13 protein-coding genes are annotated in these 12,975 nt (G+C 47.4%); 7 read left to right on the top strand and 6 right to left on the bottom strand.

Annotated elements, in window-relative coordinates:
• Positions 1-209: 209 nt before the first annotated feature.
• Positions 210-1,895, bottom strand: a complete 1,686-nt coding sequence (gene ilvD / locus OU814_RS10225) for a dihydroxy-acid dehydratase (protein WP_268182485.1) — start codon at positions 1,893-1,895, stop codon at positions 210-212.
• A gap of 149 nt (positions 1,896-2,044) precedes the next feature.
• Here ilvD and OU814_RS10230 point away from each other — a divergent pair, with 149 nt between their 5' ends.
• Positions 2,045-2,857: a C39 family peptidase gene (locus OU814_RS10230; RefSeq protein WP_017285844.1), complete on the top strand. Its 813-nt coding sequence runs from the start codon at positions 2,045-2,047 to the stop codon at positions 2,855-2,857.
• Here the strand turns inward: OU814_RS10230 and OU814_RS10235 are convergent.
• The gene (locus tag OU814_RS10235; protein WP_316425900.1) at positions 2,854-3,822 is read right to left on the bottom strand and encodes a phytoene synthase; all 969 of its coding nucleotides are present in this window, start codon (positions 3,820-3,822) and stop codon (positions 2,854-2,856) included. The genes OU814_RS10230 and OU814_RS10235 overlap by 4 nt on opposite strands.
• An 11-nt stretch (positions 3,823-3,833) precedes the next feature.
• Positions 3,834-5,249 (bottom strand): 15-cis-phytoene desaturase, encoded by a 1,416-nt coding sequence (gene pds / locus OU814_RS10240; protein WP_017285846.1) that lies wholly within the window; start codon positions 5,247-5,249, stop codon positions 3,834-3,836.
• A 417-nt stretch (positions 5,250-5,666) separates the two neighbouring features.
• Here pds and OU814_RS10245 point away from each other — a divergent pair, with 417 nt between their 5' ends.
• Positions 5,667-6,947 (top strand): hypothetical protein, encoded by a 1,281-nt coding sequence (locus tag OU814_RS10245; RefSeq protein ID WP_268182507.1) that lies wholly within the window; start codon positions 5,667-5,669, stop codon positions 6,945-6,947.
• A gap of 5 nt (positions 6,948-6,952) precedes the next feature.
• Here OU814_RS10245 and OU814_RS10250 read toward each other — a convergent pair whose 3' ends face one another.
• Positions 6,953-8,011, bottom strand: coding sequence for a hypothetical protein (locus OU814_RS10250; protein ID WP_017285848.1), 1,059 nt, complete (start codon positions 8,009-8,011; stop codon positions 6,953-6,955).
• A 94-nt stretch (positions 8,012-8,105) separates the two neighbouring features.
• Between OU814_RS10250 and OU814_RS10255 the strand changes: the two genes are divergently transcribed.
• From OU814_RS10255 to OU814_RS10275, 5 genes are all read left to right on the top strand, one after another.
• Positions 8,106-8,834 (top strand): sirohydrochlorin chelatase, encoded by a 729-nt coding sequence (locus OU814_RS10255; protein WP_268182510.1) that lies wholly within the window; start codon positions 8,106-8,108, stop codon positions 8,832-8,834.
• 146 nt (positions 8,835-8,980) lie between these two features.
• The gene (gene cobA, locus OU814_RS10260; RefSeq protein ID WP_017285850.1) at positions 8,981-9,790 is read left to right on the top strand and encodes a uroporphyrinogen-III C-methyltransferase; all 810 of its coding nucleotides are present in this window, start codon (positions 8,981-8,983) and stop codon (positions 9,788-9,790) included.
• Positions 9,787-10,113 carry a nucleotidyltransferase family protein gene (locus OU814_RS10265; RefSeq protein ID WP_017285851.1) on the top strand — a complete coding sequence of 109 codons (327 nt, stop codon included), beginning with the start codon at positions 9,787-9,789 and terminating at the stop codon, positions 10,111-10,113. Before cobA ends, OU814_RS10265 begins: the two co-directional genes overlap by 4 nt.
• The gene (locus OU814_RS10270; protein ID WP_017285852.1) at positions 10,085-10,429 is read left to right on the top strand and encodes a HepT-like ribonuclease domain-containing protein; all 345 of its coding nucleotides are present in this window, start codon (positions 10,085-10,087) and stop codon (positions 10,427-10,429) included. Before OU814_RS10265 ends, OU814_RS10270 begins: the two co-directional genes overlap by 29 nt.
• Before the next feature lie 37 nt (positions 10,430-10,466).
• Positions 10,467-11,390, top strand: a complete 924-nt coding sequence (locus OU814_RS10275; RefSeq protein WP_268182514.1) for an RluA family pseudouridine synthase — start codon at positions 10,467-10,469, stop codon at positions 11,388-11,390.
• A 5-nt stretch (positions 11,391-11,395) separates the two neighbouring features.
• On the opposite strand, the gene OU814_RS10280 is transcribed toward OU814_RS10275, so the two are convergent.
• Positions 11,396-12,388 (bottom strand): glycosyltransferase family 2 protein, encoded by a 993-nt coding sequence (locus OU814_RS10280; protein WP_268182516.1) that lies wholly within the window; start codon positions 12,386-12,388, stop codon positions 11,396-11,398.
• 65 nt (positions 12,389-12,453) lie between these two features.
• Complete coding sequence (gene ybaK / locus OU814_RS10285) at positions 12,454-12,963, bottom strand: Cys-tRNA(Pro) deacylase (protein WP_017285855.1); 510 nt, start codon at positions 12,961-12,963, stop codon at positions 12,454-12,456.
• Between the last annotated feature and the right edge of the window lie 12 nt (positions 12,964-12,975).

Consider the following 12,975-nt stretch of genomic DNA (forward strand, 5'->3'; position numbering starts at 1 on the left):
GACTGGAAGTCCAGGGCTAGTTGAACGAAGTCCACTGAAGGGACTAACAGCCAATCAAAATCAGGTCTTCAGTCCTTTGAAAAGGACTTCGCACTGTTAGCCCGGAATTCTATTCCAGGGTGAGCTAGAACGGAGCGAGGAAATTGTTGATGCTTTTCAAACACCCTCTAAGGCATCATTCTAGTTTTCTCTCTATCTCTCTACTCAAATCAACCCAATCCCAAATCCGTCACTGCCCCCAAACTGCTCGACGAGACCAATTTGGCATACTTTGCTAGCACACCTTTGGTATATCTCGGGGCAGGGGGTTTCCAGGCAGCGCGGCGTTTTTCTAATTCCTCTTCGGTTACATTCAACTGAAGTAAACGAGCGGGAGCATCGATCGTGATTTCGTCGCCTTCTTGAACCAGTGCGATCGTACCGCCGACAAACGCCTCCGGTGCAACGTGTCCGACAACCATGCCGTAGGTTCCACCCGAAAAGCGTCCGTCGGTGATCAAGCCCACTGAATCGCCTAATCCTGCGCCAATAATTGCCGAAGTCGGTGCGAGCATTTCGCGCATTCCAGGGCCGCCCTTCGGACCTTCATAGCGAATGACGAGAACGTCGCCAGGATTGATCTTGTTTGCCAAAATCGCATCTAGACATTCTTCCTCAGACTCAAACACACGAGCGGGGCCTGTAATCTTCGGATTCTTCACGCCTGTGATTTTCGCAACCGATCCTTCTGTCGCTAAATTGCCTTTGAGAATTGCTAAGTGTCCAGTCGCATACATCGGTCGATCCCAAGGACGAATCACATCTTGATCCGCACGCGGCTCCTCGGGAATGTCTTTTAGCCGTTCTGCGATCGTTTCTCCAGTAATTGTCAAACAATCTCCATGCAGCAAGCCATGAGCTAACAGCATTTTCATCACCTGCGGAATTCCACCCGCCCGATGCAAGTCTGTTGCCACATAACGACCCGAAGGTTTGAGATCACAGAGCACCGGAACCCGTTCGCGAATCGTTTCAAAATCATCAATCGTCCAAGGCACACCCGCTGAATGCGCGATCGCTAAAAAGTGCAACACAGCATTCGTCGAACCACCCACTGCCATGATCACTGAAATCGCATTCTCGATCGACTTGCGCGTAATAATGTCTCGCGGCAGGATTTGATTGCGAATCGCTTCAACTAAGACCTTTCCAGCCAGTGCGGTATTTTCTGCTTTTTCAGGATCCACCGCCGACATCGTAGACGAATACATCAAGCTCATGCCCATCGCTTCAAATGCCGAGGACATCGTATTTGCGGTATACATTCCACCGCACGAACCCGCACCCGGACAAGCACTTCGCTCCACTGCATACAGCATGGCTTCGTTAATTCTGCCAGCACTGTACTGTCCAACCGCTTCAAACGAACTAACGACAGTCAAATCTTGTCCGTCTAAATGACCCGGCTTAATTGTGCCGCCATAGACAAAAATCGCTGGAATATTCATTCGTGCCATCGCAATCATGGCTCCCGGCATGTTTTTATCACACCCGCCGATCGAGATTACGCCGTCCATACTTTGCCCAGTGCAAGCAGTCTCGATCGAATCGGCAATCACATCTCGCGAGACGAGAGAATATTTCATCCCTTCCGTACCCATCGAGATCCCGTCACTAATCGTAATCGTGCCAAACATCTGCGGCATACCGCCTGCCGCCCGAATGCCTTCTTCTGCTTGAATGGCAAGCGGTGCAATTCCCATGTTGCAAGGCGTAATCGTACTATGAGCACTTGCAACCCCGACGATCGGCTTTGTGAAATCGGCATCTTGGAATCCCACAGCGCGCAGCATCGCACGATTGGGCGATCGCTGAACCCCCTGAGTGATAGCTTGGCTTCTTAGATTTTCGGGCATGATCTTTCTCGCTAGTCTAAAATCGGTCAGTATGATACAGACTGATCATTTTAAGACGTTGTGATCCGAAACGGCGCGGCTTACGTCTGATTCCTGAGTTGACATCGCTTATCCGGAGTAAACTGCTAGCGTCAGGGAAGCTTAATCTTATGAAACTCAAAGTTCTGCAATCTACAACTTTCAAACAGTCCACGGCGGATTCTTCTAAGCTATCGGCTCAAGATAAAATCAGTGTCCCAGTTGGTGAGGAGTTTACTGTTCACTCTTACAAACCCGTGGGCAATAATCATGTTCGGGTTGCACTCGTTGATCAGTTTTTGGGCAGACCTCCGCGCAATACCTGGTACGTCTTTCAGCCGCATGTTCAGATTTTTAATCAACGCGGACAGGTGAAAAACTTTGAGCGCAAAGCCAGCATCGGACTGCCGAATTTTTCGCTACCGTCGTCGAAGCTCTTAAATGTCCCTTATCATACGCAACTCAACAATGCTGAGAATCCGAAAGGAGCTTGCAATGTCACAAGTTTTGCGATGGTGATGCGGTATTTCCAGATTCCGAAGCGAACAAATGCGGTGCAGTTTGAGGACGAACTCTATCGCTACATGGAAAATAAAGGCTTAAGCCGCCATGATCCGCATGATTTGGCGATCATGGCAGAGGATTATGGATTAAAAGATGACCTGACTTTACAAGGGCGAATGCTCGATATTCGTAAAGCGATCTCCGAAGGCAAGCCCTGCATTCTGCATGGATACTTTACGAGCTTTGGACATATTCTAGTCGTGCGCGGATACGATCGCGTCGGCTTGCGCGTGAATGATCCGTTTGGCGAGTGGTTTGAGGACGGCTATCGCAATGATTTGCCGGGCGACAATCTCTCGTATTCTTACAATCTGATTCAGCGCTGTGCTTCGCCAGAAGGACCAAACTTTATGTGGCTACATCGGCTGTCGAGAGCTTAAAGGACTTTGGCTCTCAGCCAAGAAATCGGTAACAACGACATTTTTTTCAACCCGGGTACATAAGCCCGACGGTTGAAATTGTCATAATTATTGTTCTCGATTGCGTTCAAAATTTGGCTATACAGCATCAAGGCTGACCAAACTGGCCAGCGGGCATCTTCATTTAATGAACCAATGCCACGCTCTGCCATTGCATAGAACTGCCGCGCTCGCTCAATCTGAAACTTCATCAGGGCTTTCCAGCGATCGTCATTCACACCCTTCATCAAGTCGTCTTCGGTGTAATTAAACCGCGCTAAATCCTCAAGCGGTAGATAAATCCGACCCCGACGCGCATCTTCACCCACATCGCGCAAAATATTCGTTAACTGTTTCGCGACACCGAGCGCGATCGCATCGTCTAACGGCGAATAGCTAGGTTCAGGACGATACCAGGGCGCAGTCGTATCTGGCTCAGCTAGCCCCATCACATCTGTGGACATCAAACCAACCGTACTTGCAACCCGATAGCAGTACAAGTAAAGCTCATCGAACGTCTCATAGCGGCTGCGATAGAGATCCATCCGTTGCCCCGCAATCATGTCGCGGAACGGTTGAATCTCGATCGGAAAGCGCTCCACCGTGTCAACCAGTGCGACATCGAAATCATCTTCGGGATAGCCCGCGAAGATTTTTTCTAAGCGCTCTTCCCACTGATCAAGCGTATCGTTCGTGGCTTGCTTGCCATTAAAGCCATCGACAAGTTCATCTGTCCGGCGACACCAGACATAAATTGCCCAGATTGCCCGCCGCTTTTCGAGCGGGAATAGCAGCGTCGCTAAGTAGAAAGACTTCGTGAAGTGTTCCATCAGTTGGCGACACTGTTCGTAAGCCTCATCGACAGAAGCTAGCGATCGCAGGTAGGAAGAGGGTTGTTCGGGCAATTGCAGCATTCGTAAGACGGAGGAAAGGGTGGAAGTTGACAAAGTGCGAATTGCTACTGACTGGTCACTAATCGGGGTGATTCAGTGGCAGTTGAAGCAGGCGCGTTCGTAATTGCCTGCGCTGTCAGCTTACCAGAAAGCACGGCTCCTTCCATACTTCCTAGATATTGCTGCATCGTGTAGCTTCCTGAAAGATAGAAGTTTGCGATCGGCGTTTCCTGCGATGGGCGGTATGCCTGACGACCCGGAGAAGCCGTGTAGACTGATCGCGGCGTTTTCACAACTTTATATTTTCTTAACTTAGCAGGATTTTCCCCAGTTAAATGTTGCGGGAATAACCGCTCTAATTCTTTCATCGTCGCTTCGATGATCGCTTCGTCGGATTTGTCGATCCAATCTTTTGCAGGAGCTAGGACAAATTCCAGCATTGAGCGATCGGGGTCTTCGTACGCCTTACAGGTGATGCTCATGTCAGCATAGACACTCAGTAAGTCGGAGCGAGAGAACAATAGCTGATCGATGTCTGTCAATTTGCGATCGAACCAGAGATGTAAGTTGATCACCGGAACGCCTTCTAAGCCTTCGAGCTTTTGGAAAAATGGCATTGCTTTCCAAGGCTCTGGCATCAGGACTTTCATCACATCTACAGACATGGCAGAGACGTACTTATCTGCGGTAATAACTTCATCGGGTGCGCCATCTAGTCCCCGAATCAAGAAGCCTTTCACAGACTGATCTTCATTCAACAAGACCTGCTTGAGCGGCTTTTTCAGGTGAACTTCGCCCCCGCCTGCAACAATGTGATCGACGATCGGTTGGCACAATCTTTCTGTGGGAGAACCATCTAAGAAAGCAATCTTAGAGCCGTAACGTTCTTGTAAAAATTTATTGAGTGCTGTGAGGATAATCGTCGCTGAAACTTCGTCAGGATTGATAAACGTCAGTGCTTTCGAGGCAGCGATAAAGATATCAGAACTGACTCGTTCGCCAATGCCTTGACGCTGTAGCCATTCCAGCAGACTGTACTTATCCATGTCTTCGACGTACTTTTGACCGCGGAGTACACCCGGCCACAGCCCGATCGCGAAGCGGATTTTCTGCTCCCAGGTCAGCATGTCATTGTTTTTCAGAATCGAAGCAATGACGTTAAAGGGAGCGGGAATGTCGGGAACGCTGAAGTAGGAATAGGTTTCAGGCTTTTCAGGCTGATTAAAAATCAGAGCATGCTCTTTCCACTGGAGTCGATCGAGGATGTTCAATTCACCCATTAATTGCAGCATATTCGGATAAGCGCCGAAAAAGGCATGAAGCCCCGTTTCGTACCAGTCGCCATCTTCATCTTTCCAAGCTGCAACTAATCCACCTAGTACATCGCGGCTTTCCAGCACGATTGGCGTGTGTCCAGCATCGACTAAATATTTCGCGCAGGCTAATCCTGCTAAGCCGCCTCCGGCGATCGCTACTCGCATGTAGTCTGTTCACCTAACCTGTGATCGACAATTGGGTTTAATTATACGTTGCAATCCGTTACATTTTCGGAGTTTTTTAAGAAAGTTGCGCAATAAAACCGCGAATCTTCAAGTTCTGTAGGGTCTCGCAGGTCTTCTCAGTGTTCAGCTTCGTGAACGGCGTTACGAATCCTACAGAAGATTCAAAGTGGAGACGGATGATCGAATTTACGTTTGGATGAATGATCATTTCAGATAACGAAATGATCTCATCCTCATTGATGATTCATCGAGTCTAATCAATGCTTCAAATTTTCATTCAGTTTAATCTGGCTCAATCGACAGCAATTGACGTCAGGCTTGATAACCTAACTGAATAATCTAGATCTCAAACTGCTCAATGAGCGAAGCGATATTATTAGTCCCTCTGATAGAACTATGATCGAATCAATCGCTGCGGTTTTCAGTGCAGGAACATACGCACTTCAGGTGTTTACAGGTCAGCCGCTCAGCACAGATTATGGAATGACGGTCGCGATCGCGAATACGGTTCGAGAACGTGCAAAACCTGCGGATACGTTTATTGATTCGATAGGGATTGCAACGCATTTGCGCTACATCGATACGAGCTATGGACGCTTTGAAGATGTGGTTGAACCCCGACTGCGAGAGTTGGGGATTCGACATATTCGCGACGGCGGGAATGATCCCAAAATGTATGCCAAAATGCGCCGCTTAGGAGCACAGGGGATTCGATCGACGTTAGTGATGGATCCACGTGACAACATTACACCGCAGAATGTCGTCGATCAGGTAAAGCAAGCACTACCTTATGTGGCAGGGGTAGAAGGACCGAACGAATGGGATGTGAATGCGGAAAGGATGAGCTACAAGGGTAAGTCTTTTCCAGAGGGATTGCGCAACTATCAAGCGGATATGTTCCGCGCGCTTAAGAGCGATCGAGCCACGGCAAATATTCCGGTGCTGGCTCCCTCCATGGCACAACCAGAAAATGGGAAAAAAGTTGGATCGCTCGCGGCTTATAGTGAACTGGGCAATATGCACAGTTATTCAGGGGGACGTGTGCCGGGGCAAGATTTTGATTGGCGTTGGTTGCCGCTCACAAAACAATTTTCAGGCGATCGACCGATTATTGTCACCGAGACGGGATACCACAATGCCATTCACGATCGCGTCACAACGCACAAAGCTGTGACCGAGCAAGTCTCTGCGAAGTATATTCCAAGAACGTATTTGGAGTTTTTCAATCGTGGGATCAAACGCACGTTTATCTACGAACTCATGGATCAGCGTCCGGCTCCAGATCAAGAGAATAACTTTGGCATCATTCGCGCTGATGGCACTCCGAAACCTGCCTTTTATGCGGTACGTAATCTGATTCGGATTTTGAATGATCAGTCTGGCAGCAGTGCTCCTGGAAGCTTATCTTACTATTTCAGCGGCAATGTAAAAGACTTACGGCATACCTTGTTGCAGAAGAGGAATGGTGACTTTTACTTAGTCATGTGGCTGAACACCGAAAGTACAGACGCGATCAAAACTCAGCGAGTGACCGTGAATTTGTTGACTCCAACTAAAGCAGCAGCGACCTTTTTACCGAATCGATCGTCGAGTGCAACAGCGACATTTTCCGCTCCGAGAAGAGTAACGATGGATGTACCAGATGCGCCGATTATTTTAAAAGTGGTACCGAAATAATCCGCTCACCCAACCTGCTGCAATGTAGGAAGTAATGCTAAGCCGGATAGAAAACTACATAGATTGATCAACAAACTTAACCAGTAAGAATGATAGTTCGATAGACCACTTTGCGATCGCGCTAATAACCATCCTTCCCAAATCGCCACGCAGATTTGAGAAGTCATCAGTGTGATCAGACTGGGAACGCCTAAAGCTGTCGGTAGAAATTCTGCATAGCCAACCAGCACCGCGAACAAGAATGCAGCAATTAGTACGATCGGTAAACAGAAAAACCAGACGATTCCAGTTCTAATGATTGTTTTCGTCGTAATTGTTTTTTGATGAACCAGTGCCAGGCTAAACCCGATCGCATTGAATAAACTGAATACACCAAAGACGCGAGTCGATCGATACTGAAACGCTTGCAAAGATGGAAAGAAAAACCACACGACTGGAAAGGTTAGTAGATTCACAAATCCGATCCAGAGCAACACTCTTGCAACTTGAGATCGATTAAATCTGAGAACACCCAAGCAGAGCAGCGCGATCGCGAATTCACTGCACTGTGTAATCGTCAATGCGATGCCAAACACTTCCCAACGGGTTGGCTTCATTGCTTCGTCAGGTTCGACTTGGAGCGATTGATTCTGACGAATTACCGTGAAATGGCGATCGCGATATCCCGCAATCCGACTACGAAAATCAGCCGTAAAAGGCGGAGTGGAGCGAGCTTGATTGGAAAATTGAACAATCAATTGAAAGATCGGATCTCTAGAACCTTGACTCTGAAGTGGTTCCTGATAGAGACAAGCCGTTTCTGCACATTCAAATTTGTATGGAGATCGCAAAACGGGCTGCGTTTTCAAACAGACGACATCGGTACAGTTCCCATACTGAATTAATAACTTGGGCTGATCACAGAGCAGAGAACTTGTCGATTTGCATTCCACAAATTGCACCGCTTCAGGAGCACGATCAAAGTAAAACCACAGTGAGTAAGGCTGTGCAGGGGTATAAGCACTTGCACGTTGAGTCAGCAGTAATGCGAAACCCAAAATCAATAGCAGCAGTCGCTTTCTCATCGCCTTTGATTAAAATCTTTCTGATCCTCGGTTAGAGCAGAAGCAGAAACGCTATTATGTTACGTAACTTCACAATTCTTGAGAGGCTTAAGTCTTGCGTTCTGCCTATCTTCTCGTTACGCATGGAAGTCGGGATATTCGCCCCCAGATCGCGATCGATCAACTGCGCGATCGCATCGAACAGCAACTTTCTACTCCAGTAGGAGCGGCTGTTTTAGAATGCGCTCCCACTCCCTTACATGAGCAAATCGAGGAGTTTAGCCGTCAGCATCCTGACCTCTCTCAAATCCAGATTGTGCCTCTCTTTTTGCTACCTGGCGTGCATGTGATGGAAGACATTCCAGAGCAGATTGCGATCGCGCGATCGAACATTTCAGCCGAACTCAAAGTGATGCCTCATCTGGGCAGTTATGCAGGATTGGAGAAAGTTTTAGCCAAGCGAATTCGTCAGATTCCTTCAGATGCAAGAATTCTGCTGTCTCATGGAAGCCGTCGCCCTGGTGGAAACGCTGTCATTGAAGAACTTGCAACCGCGATCGATGCTGTTTCCGCATATTGGTCAGTTGAGCCGAAATTAGATTCACGTTTGGCGGAATTGCAGGGATGTCAGGAAATTGTGATTTTGCCTTACTTTCTCTTCTCAGGCGGGATAACAGATGCGATCTCGGCTTCGGTTCAAACGCTTGCCGAGAAATATCCAGACTCGTCTTTGCATTTACTCAGTGCATTTGACTTTTGCGAGGATCTTGTCAATCTGATTGTGGAATGGATTGCGCCAGAATTAGCAATGCGATCAACGCAGTCCGCTAGTATTCTGAGATAATCATTTCACAATTTTTCAATTATCCAGTTTCAAACGTAGTAGATATCACTTCTTAAGATTGAGTAGACTCTTAAATTGAGTAGACTCTTAAATTGAGTAGACTGAGCCATACTCGGTTTTTCCCCTTCGCAAACTTCGCCACACTCATGGTAGATACAACACATTCGGCTGGTATCGGTAAAGTATATTTAGTCGGTGCGGGACCTGGCGATCCCGGTTTGATGACGCTGAAAGGTAAGACTTTGTTAGAGTGCGCGGATGTTGTTGTTTACGATGCGTTAGTGAGTGAGCCGATTTTAGCGATGATCAATCCGATCGCTGAGAAAATCGATGCTGGAAAACGTCGCGGACGGCATTCGATGGCACAGTCTGAGATTAATCAGTTGTTGATCGATAAAGCTCAAGAAGCTGCGATCGTAGTGCGCTTGAAAGGGGGCGATCCGTTTATTTTTGGGCGCGGTGGTGAAGAAATGACGGATCTAATTGATGCAGGTGTGCCTGTCGAAATGGTTCCTGGAGTTACTTCCGGAATTGCGGCTCCTGCTTATGCAGGAATTCCCCTGACGCATCGATCGTATAGTTCATCGGTGACGTTCGTAACCGGGCACGAGGAAGCAGGTAAATATCGTCCGGCAGTCAATTGGAGCGCGATCGCTCAAGGGTCAGAAACGATCGTGATTTACATGGGCGTTCACAATTTGCCGACGATTATTGAACAGTTAAATCAAGGTGGATTGAGTTTAGAAACGCCGATCGCGATGGTCAGATGGGGCACTCGACCGGAGCAAGAGGAATTGATTGGAACCTTAGCGACGATGCCTGCACAGATGGAAGCCGCAAATTTTGGTGCGCCAGCGATCGCGGTAATTGGCAATGTCGTGAACTTACATGAGATTTTGTCTGAGTGCCGTCCACAATTTCCAAATACTTTGAGAAATGGAGATGCTCTGCCATGATTGCGATCGAGCTACCAATGGAGAAAATTGCTGAGTTTTGCGATCGCTGGCAAGTGATTGAATTCGCTCTGTTTGGTTCCGTTCTACGGGAAGATTTTCGCTCAGATAGCGATATTGACGTAATGGTGCAATTTCATCCAGATGCTCATCCGACTCTATTTGACTTAACTTATATGGAGAACGAGCTAAAAACCCTTTTTCATCGAGACGTTGATTTAGTCACTCGTCACGGGATTGAAACGAGTCGCAACTACTTGCGTCGAAATGCCATTCTCTCGTCTGCTCAAATTATTTATGGATCGCGACCTTCAATCTCTGCTTGATATGTTGCAATCTGCCCAGATTGTGATGAATTACATTGCTGGACGGACAAAAAATGAATTGGCAACTGATTTGCAATTTCAAGATGCCGTGATTCGTAGACTTTTGGTTATTGGAGAAGCATCAAACCGAATTTCTAAAGCAACTCAACAAGCTTTAACGACAATTCCCTGGATTGCGATCAATGGAATGAGAAATCGGCTTGTCCACGAATACGATGAGCTTGATCTGAATGTGGTCTGGGATACTGTTGTGAACAGCTTACCCGTTCTGATTCTAGAGCTAGAGAAAGTCATTTCAGTAGATAAATCACAGTAAGATGTAGCGTAGATAGTTTGGTGAAAGTACCTTAAAGTTGATTGAATTTTACGTCGAAGAAAGTGATATTCGCATCGATCGATATCTGGCGGATCAACTGCCTGATCTGTCACGATCGCGGATTCAAAAATTAATCGAATCCGGTCACGTTCAAGTGAATGGAGAACTCTGCCAATCGAAAAAAGCAGAGGTCGCAGATGGAGATTTCATTCAGATTGAACTACCCGAAGCTCAACCGCTTGAACTCAAACCAGAAGCGATCGCATTAGACATTCTCTACGAAGACGATTCGCTGATCATCGTTAACAAAACGGCAGGTATGGTTGTGCATCCTTCAGCCGGACATGATTCAGGAACATTGGTGAATGCTTTACTAGCTCACTGTGAAAGTCTGCCCGGAATCAATGGAATTCAACGTCCAGGAATCGTGCATCGACTGGACAAAGATACAACAGGCGCGATCGTCGTTGCAAAAACAGAAGCTGCGTTTCATCATCTGCAAGAGCAATTTCGGACGAAAACAGCGCGGCGAGACTATTACGCGATCATCTATGGCGCACCCAAGCAAGAGAGTGGAACAGTTGATCAACCGATTGGGCGGCATCCCGTCGATCGTCAAAAACAAGCGATCGTTCCCGAAGAAAAAGGCGGCAGACGCGCGATCACGCATTGGAAAATTAAAGAGCGATTGGGAAACTATACGCTGTTAGAGTTTGAGCTAGAAACAGGAAGAACCCATCAAATTCGAGTTCATAGCGCTTTTATGGGCAATCCGATTGTTGGAGATCCACTTTATAGTTCAGGACGATCGATCGGTGTGAATCTTCCAGGACAAGCTTTGCACGCTTGGCGATTGAAATTAATTCATCCGGTTCGAGAGGAATGGATTGAAGCGATCGCACCTTTGCCGGAGTCATTCACAAAGTTAGCAGACGTACTAAGACGGCGATCGCAGTCCTAACAAATCTACTCTTCGCGTCCCACAATCTCCCGAATCCGATAAATCGGGCGACCTTGCGATTCGTGATAGGTTCGCATGGAAATTTCAGCGAGTAAGCCAAAACTAAACAGATTCAAGCCTGCTAGAAACAGCACCACTGCCAAAATCAAGAGCGGGCGCTGTCCAATATCTTCGCCAAAGCCAATTTTGATCAATGCTAAATAAAGTCCGATCGAGAGTCCCGCAACCAACGAAGCTAATCCAAACAATCCAAACACATGCATTGGACGGGTCAAAAACTTCCGCATAAACGAAACCGTCAGCAAATCCATCACAACCCGAAATGTTCGATCGAGTCCATACTTGCTTTGACCAAACTGCCGTGCATGGTGCTTCACCGGGATTTCTGCAATTCTTGCACCTTCAATAAACGCGAGAGCAGGCAAGAACCGATGCAATTCGCCATAAAGATTCATATCGGCAACTAGTTCAGAGCGATACGCTTTTAAGGAGCAGCCATAATCGTGCAGTTGTACGCCTGTCACCTTGCCAATTAGCCAGTTTGCAATCTTCGAGGGCAAAACACGAGTCAGAGAGGCATCCTGACGATTTTTTCGCCAACCACTGACCAAATCGTATCCTTCATCAAGCTTCTGCAAAAGATTCGGAATATCACTGGGATCGTTCTGTAAATCGCCATCCAAAGTAATAATCACCTTGCCCCGCGCCTGCCCAAATCCGGCTGCCATTGCCGGAGTTTGTCCATAATTTCGCCGCAGAATGACCGCTTTCAAATCATTCCGCAGTTGCGCCTGCTGTTTTAAGAGTGCATCCGAACCATCTCTAGATCCGTCATCCACGCAGATAATTTCGTAGCTCAAGCCTGCATTGCTCGCACTTGTCCCGATCGCGTCTAGCAATCTCGGAATGCTCTCAACCTCGTTATAAATGGGCACGACGATCGACACATCAGGCTGAACAGTTACGGGTAGCGCGATCGACAATTCACTAGAAATCATGGAGGTGAGAATTTTAAACAATCAGCAAGCTTTAGCTTATGTCAAAAAGACCATTTTTTCTCGAATTAAGTTGCCGGTTTGTCTTGTGCAATTGCTCCCAACGTCCCCTTTACCGCCCGAAGATAATCGCTCGGCGCTAATAAAATCTGCAATCCGCGCATTCCTGCCGAAATCGAAATCGTGTCAAACAGTTCAATCAATTCATCGACATAAACGGGGTAATCCTTCTTACAAGCGAGTGCCGTGACTCCGCCGCGAATGTAACCTGTGAGAGGTTGAACTTCTTTGAGTGCGACAGTTTCAATTTTGCGATCGCCCGTTAATTTTGCCAGTGCCTTCAGGTCAAGCTGCATATCGCCCCCAATGACGGCAAGACAAATGCCATTTCTATCCCCGCGCGCGACTAACGTTTTGAACACTTGTTCTGGAGGCAACCCAATCTTTTTGGCAACCGATTCTGCTGCCAAATCATCTGGATCAACTTCGTATTCTTTGAGTTCGTAAGAGATTCCTAAGTTATCTAGAACTCGAACCGCATTCGTCTTCATCACCAAAAATTTGAGAGGCTTGATCATAGTAATCAAACC

It is taken from the genome of Leptolyngbya sp. GGD, assembly GCF_026735145.1.
GTDB lineage: Bacteria > Cyanobacteriota > Cyanobacteriia > Leptolyngbyales > Leptolyngbyaceae > Leptolyngbya > Leptolyngbya boryana.